This window comes from Cellulomonas sp. P2_F12, assembly GCF_056403775.1.
On the sequence record NZ_JBFUEV010000005.1, the window covers coordinates 216,747 to 223,889 of the forward strand.

The 7,143-nt window shown below is 72.6% G+C and carries 7 protein-coding genes; 2 read left to right on the forward strand and 5 right to left on the reverse strand.

Features of this window, described 5'->3' with window-relative positions:
* Position 1 precedes the first annotated feature (1 nt).
* The 3 genes from pfkB to AC1DWH_RS13620 form a co-directional block, all read right to left on the reverse strand.
* A complete protein-coding gene (pfkB, locus tag AC1DWH_RS13610) occupies positions 2-949 on the reverse strand; it encodes a 1-phosphofructokinase (RefSeq protein ID WP_477094121.1) in 948 nt (315 codons plus the stop codon).
* Positions 946-1,707, reverse strand: coding sequence for a DeoR/GlpR family DNA-binding transcription regulator (locus AC1DWH_RS13615; protein WP_456845684.1), 762 nt, complete (start codon positions 1,705-1,707; stop codon positions 946-948). The genes pfkB and AC1DWH_RS13615 overlap by 4 nt, the downstream gene beginning before the upstream one ends.
* 228 nt (positions 1,708-1,935) lie before the next feature.
* Positions 1,936-3,060, reverse strand: a complete 1,125-nt coding sequence (locus AC1DWH_RS13620; RefSeq protein ID WP_477094122.1) for a GuaB3 family IMP dehydrogenase-related protein — start codon at positions 3,058-3,060, stop codon at positions 1,936-1,938.
* A gap of 143 nt (positions 3,061-3,203) precedes the next feature.
* Between AC1DWH_RS13620 and AC1DWH_RS13625 the strand changes: the two genes are divergently transcribed.
* Together AC1DWH_RS13625 and AC1DWH_RS13630 are read left to right on the forward strand one after the other, a co-directional pair.
* The gene (locus AC1DWH_RS13625) at positions 3,204-3,923 is read left to right on the forward strand and encodes an exonuclease domain-containing protein (RefSeq protein WP_477094123.1); all 720 of its coding nucleotides are present in this window, start codon (positions 3,204-3,206) and stop codon (positions 3,921-3,923) included.
* Between the two features lie 167 nt (positions 3,924-4,090).
* Positions 4,091-5,614, forward strand: a complete 1,524-nt coding sequence (locus AC1DWH_RS13630; RefSeq protein WP_477094130.1) for a helix-turn-helix domain-containing protein — start codon at positions 4,091-4,093, stop codon at positions 5,612-5,614.
* Here AC1DWH_RS13630 and AC1DWH_RS13635 read toward each other — a convergent pair.
* Both AC1DWH_RS13635 and AC1DWH_RS13640 read right to left on the reverse strand, forming a co-directional pair.
* On the reverse strand, positions 5,611-6,072 hold the full coding sequence (locus tag AC1DWH_RS13635; protein WP_477094124.1) for an HIT family protein: 462 nt from the start codon (positions 6,070-6,072) through the stop codon (positions 5,611-5,613). The genes AC1DWH_RS13630 and AC1DWH_RS13635 overlap by 4 nt on opposite strands.
* 135 nt (positions 6,073-6,207) lie before the next feature.
* The coding region (locus tag AC1DWH_RS13640; protein WP_477094125.1) for an HNH endonuclease signature motif containing protein at positions 6,208-7,143 on the reverse strand (936 nt) is incomplete at its 5' end.

The following is a 7,143-nucleotide window of genomic DNA, read 5'->3' on the forward strand; positions in this document are numbered from 1 at the left end:
GTCACAGCTCCTTCAGTGCGAGTCGGGGATCGGGCTTGTGCACGACCCGGACGGCGTCCAGGTCGATGTCGGTGGGATCGGGCACGGCGGTGCCGGGGAGCAGCACGGCCGCCCGACCGAAGGCGACCGCGGTCCGGAGGCGGTCGCCGCCGGATCCGTCGGCGGCGAGGAAGCCGGCAAGCGTCGAGTCGCCGGCGCCGACCGTGGACAGGGGGACGACGGGCATGCCGCCGGCCCACCAGACGTCGTCGGCGACGACGAGCATCGCCCCGTGCGCCCCGAGGCTGACCAGGACGGCCCGGTTGCCGGCGGCGAGGACCTCGTGCGAGGCGTCGACGACGTCGCCGACGGTGATCAGCTCCCGACCGACCAGCTCGGCGAGCTCCTCGTCGTTGGGCTTGACCAGCGTCAGCCCGCCGGAGCGGACCGCCCGGGCCAGCGGTACGCCCGAGGTGTCGAGCGCGAACGGCACGGCGTACCGGGCGGCGAGGCCGGCCAGCTGGACGAAGAACGTCTCGCCCGCGCCGAGCGGCAGGCTCCCGGCGCCGACCAGGGCCCGCGGGCGCGTCGCCAGCTGCACCTCGACGGCGGCCAGCAGCGCGTCGACCTCGTCGGGCGTCAGCTTCGGGCCGGGGGCGTTGACCTTGGTGGTGGCGCCGCCGCGCTCGACCAGCGTGAGGTTGGTGCGGGTGTCGCCGTGGACCGGCACCGCCACCGCGGGGACGTCGTGCTCGTCGAGCAGCTCGACCAGCCGGCGGCCGTCCGCGCCGCCCGTGGGCAGCACGGCGACGGACTCGATGCCGTGACGCACCAGCACGCGGGAGACGTTGATGCCCTTGCCGCCGGGGTGGACGTGGGCGCGGTCGGCGCGGTTGACCTCGCCCAGCTCGAGCCGGTCGAGCTCGAGCGCCCGGTCCAGGCTCGGGTTGGGGGTCAGGGTGACGATCATGCGGTCACCACCCGGGGGCCGGCGGTCTCGAGCTCGTCGACGAGCTCGGGCTCCGCGCCGCTGTCCGTGATCACGGTGTCGATCGCGCTGAGCGGGACCACGTGGGCGAACTCGACGCGGCCGATCTTCGAGTGGTCGGTGAGGACGACCGTCCGGCGGGCGTTGGCGACCAGCGCCCGCTTCACCGCGGCCTCCGCCAGGTCGGGGGTGGTCAGGCCGTGCTCGACGCTCAGTCCGTTGGTGCCCAGGAACGCGACGTCCGCGTGGATGTCGGCCAGCTCCCGCTCGGCCCACGTGCCCACCGCCGCCAGCGTCCGGCCGCGGACGGTGCCGCCGACGAGGTGCAGGGTGATGCCGGGCCGCATGGCGAGCACCATCGCGACGGGCAGGGCGTGGGTGACCACGGTGAGCTCACGGTCGAGCGGGATCAGCTCGGCGAGGCGGACCGTCGTGGTGCCGGCGTCGAGGATGACCGCGCCGCCGTCGGGGAGCTCGTCGAGCGCCGCCTTGGCGATCCGCTCCTTCTCCCCCGCGAACTTCGCCTCGCGGTCGGCGATGCCGGGCTCGAAGCCCAGCCGCTCGACGGGGATGGCTCCCCCGTGCACCCGGCGCACGAGGCCGTGGCGCTCGAGGACCGTGAGGTCCCGACGGATGGTCTCGGGAGTGACGTCCAGCTCCTCGGCCAACCGGTTGACGTCGACCCTGCCGTCGGCGCGTGCCGTGGCGAGGATCTGTTGGTGCCGCTCCGGTGCGTACACATCGACTCCGTCGTCCGCTGCGCCGACCCTGTCGTCGGCGTCCAGTGGCTCCAGAGTGCTCCTCGCCACTCGGCGATGTCAAGCCATTCGGACAAATTCGGCGCCAAACAGATGTTGATATGGACATCGCGGCTGGTCGGGGCCGCGATATTCATCGACAAACGGACACGCAAAGACGCCCGGGTGCGCCCATTTGAGGGCGCCTCCGGGCATCGGTGGTGGTGCGGGTCAGTGCGGCTGGTACGGGCTGACGACGACCTCGACGCGCTGGAACTCCTTGAGGTCCGAGTAGCCCGTGGTGGCCATCGCGCGCTTGAGGGCGCCGATGAGGTTGAGGGTGCCGTCGGCGGTGTGGCCCGGGCCGAACAGGATCTGCTCGAGCGAGCCGGCGGTGCCCACCTCGACGCGCTCCCCGCGGGGCAGCTGCGGGTGGTGCGCCTCGGGGCCCCAGTGCCAGCCGCGGCCGGGGGCCTCGGTGGCCCGCGCCAGCGCCGCGCCGAGCATGACCGCGTCCGCGCCGCACGCGACCGCCTTCACCAGGTCGCCGGACCGCCCGACACCCCCGTCGGCGATGACGTGCACGTACCGCCCGCCGGACTCGTCGAGGTAGTCCCGCCGTGCCGCCGCGACGTCGGCCACGGCCGAGGCCATCGGCGCGTGGATGCCGAGCGAGAGGCGCGTGGTGTGCGCGGCGCCGCCGCCGAACCCGACGAGCACGCCCGCCGCGCCCGTGCGCATGAGGTGCAGTGCCGCGGTGTAGGTCGAGGCCCCGCCGACGATCACGGGGACGTCCAGCTCGTAGATGAACCGCTTGAGGTTGAGGGGCTCGGCGCGTCCCGAGACGTGCTCGGCGGACACCGTCGTGCCGCGGATGACGAAAAGGTCGACACCGGCGTCGACGACCGTGCGCCAGAACTCGTTGGTGCGCTGCGGCGAGAGCGCGCCGGCCACCGTGACGCCGGCGGCGCGGATCTCCTTGAGGCGGGCCGTGATCAGCTCGGGCTGGATGGGAGCCTCGTAGATCTCCTGCATCCGGGCCGTGGCGCGCGCGCTGTCGAAGGTCGCGATCTCCGCGAGCAGCGGCACCGGGTCCTCGTAGCGCGTCCACAGCCCCTCGAGGTCGAGCACCCCGAGCCCGCCGGCCTGCCCGAGCGCGACGGCGGTGGCCGGGCTCATCACCGAGTCCATCGGCGCCGCGATGATCGGCAGGTCGAAGTGGTAGGCGTCGATCTGCCAGCCGACCGAGACCTCCTCGGGGTCGCGGGTCCGCCTCGACGGGACGACCGCGACGTCGTCGAAGGAGTAGGCCCGACGTCCGCGCTTGCCGCGGCCGATCTCGATCTCGTTGCTCACCGGACCAGGCTACCGGGGCCAGGTCCTGCGCCGACGCAGCGGGTGTCCGATCTGCGGCACGCGGGCTGCCCTCCCCGCCCGTGTCAGTGCCCGATGTCATCCTGGCCACGCACGACAGGACCGAAGGACGAGAGCGGGACACGATGAGCTGGACAGACGGGCCACTGCTCGGCTTCGACACCGAGACCACGGGTGTCGACGTCGACAACGACCGCATCGTCACCGCCGCGCTCGTGCGTCGCGACGAGGCGGGCACGCACGTCCGCAGCTGGCTCATCAACCCCGGCGTCGAGATCCCCGAGGCCGCCGCCGCCATCCACGGCGTGAGCACCGACCACGCCCGGGAGCACGGCCGCCCGCCGCGCGAGGCGCTCGAGGAGATCGCGACCGAGCTGGCGGAGGCCTTCCGCGGCGGTGTGCCCGTCGTCGCCTACAACGCGGCGTTCGACCTCTGCCTGCTCGACGCGGAGCTGCGGCGCCACCGCCTCAAGACCCTGCCCGACCGCCTGTGCAGCGACGCCCGTCCGGTGATCGACCCGCTCGTGCTCGACCGCGCCGAGGACCAGTTCCGCCGCGGCAAGCGCAAGCTCGTCGACCTGTGCGGCTACTACCACGTGGTGGAGTCGGGCAACCTGCACACCGCCGACGTCGACGTCGTCGCCACCCTCGACGTGCTCGAGCGCATCGTCGGGCGCTTCCCGCACCTGGCCTCGCTCGACCTGGACACGCTGCACGAGTACCAGTCGACCGCGTACCAGGCGTGGGCCGAGGGGTTCAACGCCTGGCGCGCTGAGCAGGGCTTCGACGGCCCGGGCGCGTCCGACGTCTGGCCCACTCGGGAGCCCGTCGGCACGCTCTGGTGAGAGCCTCGTCATATCGCGGCTGAGTTCGCCGAGAGGCCGTCGCGCCGGGTCTGACCGATTCGATGGCGCGGATCACAGTGGCGATATCTCATCCATGAGTTAGCGTCATCCCCATGACCACGACGACCACCCCGGTCCCGACCAGCACTGGTTCCCTCCCGATCGTCATGGAGGACCAGCTCGCGCACGTCGGCTCCCTCGTCCGCTCAGCCCGGCAGCACCGCGGGCTGACGCAGGCCCAGCTGGCGGAGCGCTTGGCCACCAGCCAGTCGGCGATCCACCGCATCGAGCAGGGCGCCCAGAACGTCAGCCTCGAGATGCTCACCCGGATCGGCGCGGCGCTGGACTCCCCCATCGTGACGCTCGGCGGACCGCAGCGGACCCACCTGCGCGTGCAGGGCGGCCAGACCCTGAGCGGCCGGATCGACGTCAACACCAGCAAGAACGGCGCTGTCGCGCTGCTGTGCGCGTCCCTGCTCAACCGCGGCACCACCCGGCTGCGCAACGTCGCCCGGATCGTCGAGGTCGACCGGATCGTCGAGGTCCTGCGCTCGGTCGGCGTCCGCGCCGTCTGGTCCACGGACGGCCGCGACCTGGAGATCGTGGTGCCCGAGCACCTGCAGCTCGACGCGATCGACGTCGACGCGGCGCGCCGCACGCGGTCGATCATCATGTTCCTCGGCCCGCTGCTGGGCCTCGAGGACGAGTTCCGGCTGCCGTATGCGGGCGGCTGCGACCTGGGGACGCGGACCGTCGAGCCGCACCTCATCGGCCTGCGCCCGTTCGGGCTCGAGGTCACCGCGACCGCCGGCGACTACCACGGCCTGGTCAGCCGCGGCGGCGCCAGGGACCTCGCGGTGGTGCTCACCGAGCGCGGCGACACCGTCACCGAGAACGTCATCATGGCGGCCGCCCGGCGCGAGGGCGTCACCACCATCCGCAACGCCAGCCCCAACTACATGGTCCAGGACCTGTGCTTCTACCTGGAGCTGCTCGGCGTCCGGATCGACGGCATCGGCACCACGACCCTGCGGGTCCACGGCGTCGCCGAGATCGACGCCGACGTCGAGTACGCCGTCTCCGAGGACCCGGTCGAGGCGATGAGCCTGCTCACCGCGGGGATCGTGACCGGCTCGGAGATCACGGTCGGCCGCGTGCCGATCGAGTTCATGGAGATCGAGCTGGCGACGCTGGCCGAGATGGGGCTGCGCTACACGCTCTCCGACGAGTACGCCGCCGCCAACGGCCGCACCCGGCTCGTCGACGTCACCGTGCACCCGAGCGACCTGCGCGCGCCGATCGACAAGATCCACCCCATGCCGTTCCCGGGGCTGAACATCGACAACCTGCCGTTCTTCGCGGCGATCGCGGCCTGCGCCGAGGGCACCACGCTGATCCACGACTGGGTGTACGAGGGGCGGGCCATCCACCTCACCGACCTCACCCGCCTCGGCGCCGACGTCCGGCTTCTCGACGCCCACCGCCTGCAGGTCACCGGCCCCACCCACTGGTCGGGGGCCGAGGTCTCGTGCCCGCCGGCCCTGCGCCCCGCGGTCGTCATCCTGCTCGCGATGCTGGCCGCCAAGGGCACGTCCGTCCTGCGCGACGTCGACATCATCGCCCGCGGCTACGAGCAGCTGCAGGACCGCCTCGTGGAGCTGGGCGCCCAGATCGAGACGTTCCGCGACTAGCGCGCCGCGCCGTTCGGGTCCCCGGGCACCTCCGCCATCGCGGCCCTGATGACGTTCGCGTTCACGTCGAGCTCTGCTCGCGCGGGGTTCGATCCCCACCGGGCGCCGATCGTGAACCCGTCGCCTTGCCAGCGCGGAAAGACGTGCAGGTGCGCGTGGAAGACCTCTTGGAAGGCCGCCTCGCCGTCGGCGTAGAAGAGGTTGATCCCGTCGCTGCGGAGCTGGCTGTGCCGTAGCGCCGCGGCGACGCTCCTGGCCACGGCGAGCATCTCTGTGGCGACCGCGTCCGGCAGGTCTGCCAGAGCGGGCAGGTGCGCCTTCGGGATCACCAGGACATGACCCGGCGTCACGGGGTCGACGTCCATGAAGGCGAGCGTGGTCGGCGACTCCGCCACGCGGCTGGCTGCCAGCTCGCCGCTCACGATCCGGCAGAACACGCAGCTGATCGACTCGCTCACCCTGCGGATGCTCGCAGACACGCGGGACGGCCGCAGCAGCGAATGCGCGAAGACCGCCGACGGCCCTGCCCAGCCGGCGACCAGCCCCCACACGGCATCCACGACGGACGGGGGCCCGAGTAGGGCCGGACCTGTCTACCCGCCTCGGTCTTGGGTGGCTTGGTGGAGTGGTTGGCCGTGGCGGTCGGTGAAGTGCCATGGGCCGGTGGGGTGGTGGGTGATCTCGATGCCGCGGTCGTGGACGATCTCGTGGTGGTGCCAGCACAGCAGGCAGCCGGTGCGGACGTCGGTGGTGCCGTTGTCGCGGTGCCAGTGCTGGGTGTGGTGGATCTCGGACATGGCGGGTGGGGCGTCGCAGCCGGGGTATTGGCAGTGGTGGTCGCGGGCGATGATGGCGCGGCGTTTGGGCCCGGTGTAGGTGCGTTCGGTGCGTCCGACGTTCAGGACCTGGGAGGTCGGTCCGAACACGACCCGGGTGATCGCGGAGTCGCACGCGAGTCGGGCGAGCACGGTGTCCGGGATGGGTCCGGTGCCGACCAGCTCGGCGACCGCGAACCGCTCCAGGTCCGCGCCCGGTCCGATCGGGCGCGGTGGTGCGGTGCGGGCTGGTGGTGGCGGTGACCCGATGTCTCCGGCTGGTGGCGATCCGGTTGGCGACTGGTCGTCGCCCGCCCGGGTGCCGGGGGCGCGGTTCAGGGCGCGGTGCAGGGTGTCCAGGTCGACCACGGCGGTGATGTGCGGGCGGTGGGTGCCGGTCGTGCCGGTCAGGTCGCGGTCCAGAACCAGGCGGGTCAGGTTCAGCAACGCCCCCGCCCGGCGCCGGCTCGCGGGGTGACCGGCCTGGTCGGCGGACTTGGTGGTCATCGCGTCCAGGGCGGCTTGCAGGGCGTGCCCGTGCTCGGCGGTCAGGAACCCGCGCAGGTGGCACCCGTCCATCGTCTGGGCCAGGGTCAAGAACTCCCGGTCGGAGGCTTCGACGTAGCCGCGTTCGTCGGCGCCGGGGTCGGCGTGCGCGGCCCAGCGGCGGGTCAGCACCCGGAACTGGGCGGCCGGCAGCACCCGGGCCAGCTC